Source organism: Brachyspira pilosicoli (assembly GCF_019402445.1).
GTDB lineage: Bacteria > Spirochaetota > Brachyspiria > Brachyspirales > Brachyspiraceae > Brachyspira > Brachyspira pilosicoli_B.
The window spans coordinates 1-923 of sequence record NZ_SRZM01000448.1 but is presented as its reverse complement, the minus strand read 5'-3'; the positions used below and the strand labels follow the sequence as shown (position 1 = coordinate 923).

At 24.6% G+C, this 923-nt stretch carries 1 protein-coding gene; it reads left to right on the top strand.

All coding sequences use genetic code 11. The annotated features are described in order from the left end of the window. Positions 1 to 291: 291 nt before the first annotated feature. Positions 292 to 792 carry a type 1 glutamine amidotransferase domain-containing protein gene (locus E6A48_RS11770; RefSeq protein ID WP_219710492.1) on the top strand — a complete coding sequence of 167 codons (501 nt, stop codon included), beginning with the start codon at positions 292 to 294 and terminating at the stop codon, positions 790 to 792. Positions 793 to 923 lie beyond the last annotated feature (131 nt).

The window sequence follows — 923 nt, the reverse complement described above, 5'->3', positions numbered from 1 at the left end:
ATTTATTTTAAAGCTCAATTATAAAAAGCATACCCACCCAAGCTTTTTTTAGTTTGCTAGTTTTTAAAGCACGCGGTTAATAAATTTATGTTTGTATATTCTAATCTACTATCAATTAAATTTATTTTTTAGAATTGTTTTAACGCGTGATGAAGAAGTTATATTAAAAATAATTTATAAATAGTTATTTCAAGTTCTAACTAACAAATAAAATAATATCCCAATTTATCACTAGTAACAATCTAAAAAATATTATATAATACATCATCTTTACATAAAGGAAATATATAAATGAAAGCATTAATTATTACAGATAATTTATTTGAAGATTCAGAATTATTTTATCCTTATTTTAGACTATTAGAAGAAGGTTTTGAAGTTGATATAGCAGCTCTAAATAAGGGAGAAATTAAAGGAGAATACTTTTTCAAAGTTGAGGCTAAATTGGATTTTTCTGAAGTAGAGCCTTCAAATTATAAAGTATTGATAATACCTGGAGGAAGAGCACCTGAGGCTATAAGAGGCAATGAGAATGTTAAAAAAATAATAAAATACTTTGTTGATAATAATCTTACTATAGGAGCTATTTGTCATGGACAGCAAACTTTAATATCTGCAAAAGTATTAGAAGGAAAAGATGCTACATGTTATATAGCTATAAAAGATGATTTAATCAATGCTAAAGCTAATTATAAAGATGAAAAAGTGGTTGTATGCGGAAATATCATAACTTCAAGATGTCCTGATGATTTGCCATATTTTGCTAAAGAGATAATAAAGAAATTGAAATAATTATAAATAATAAAAGAGGCTCTAATATAGGGCTTCTTTTTTTGTTTTATTAGAACTCCCGCCCATTAAGTTTTATAGTTTAAATTAAAAAATATAATTTCTATTTATTTTAAAGCTCAATTATAAAAAGC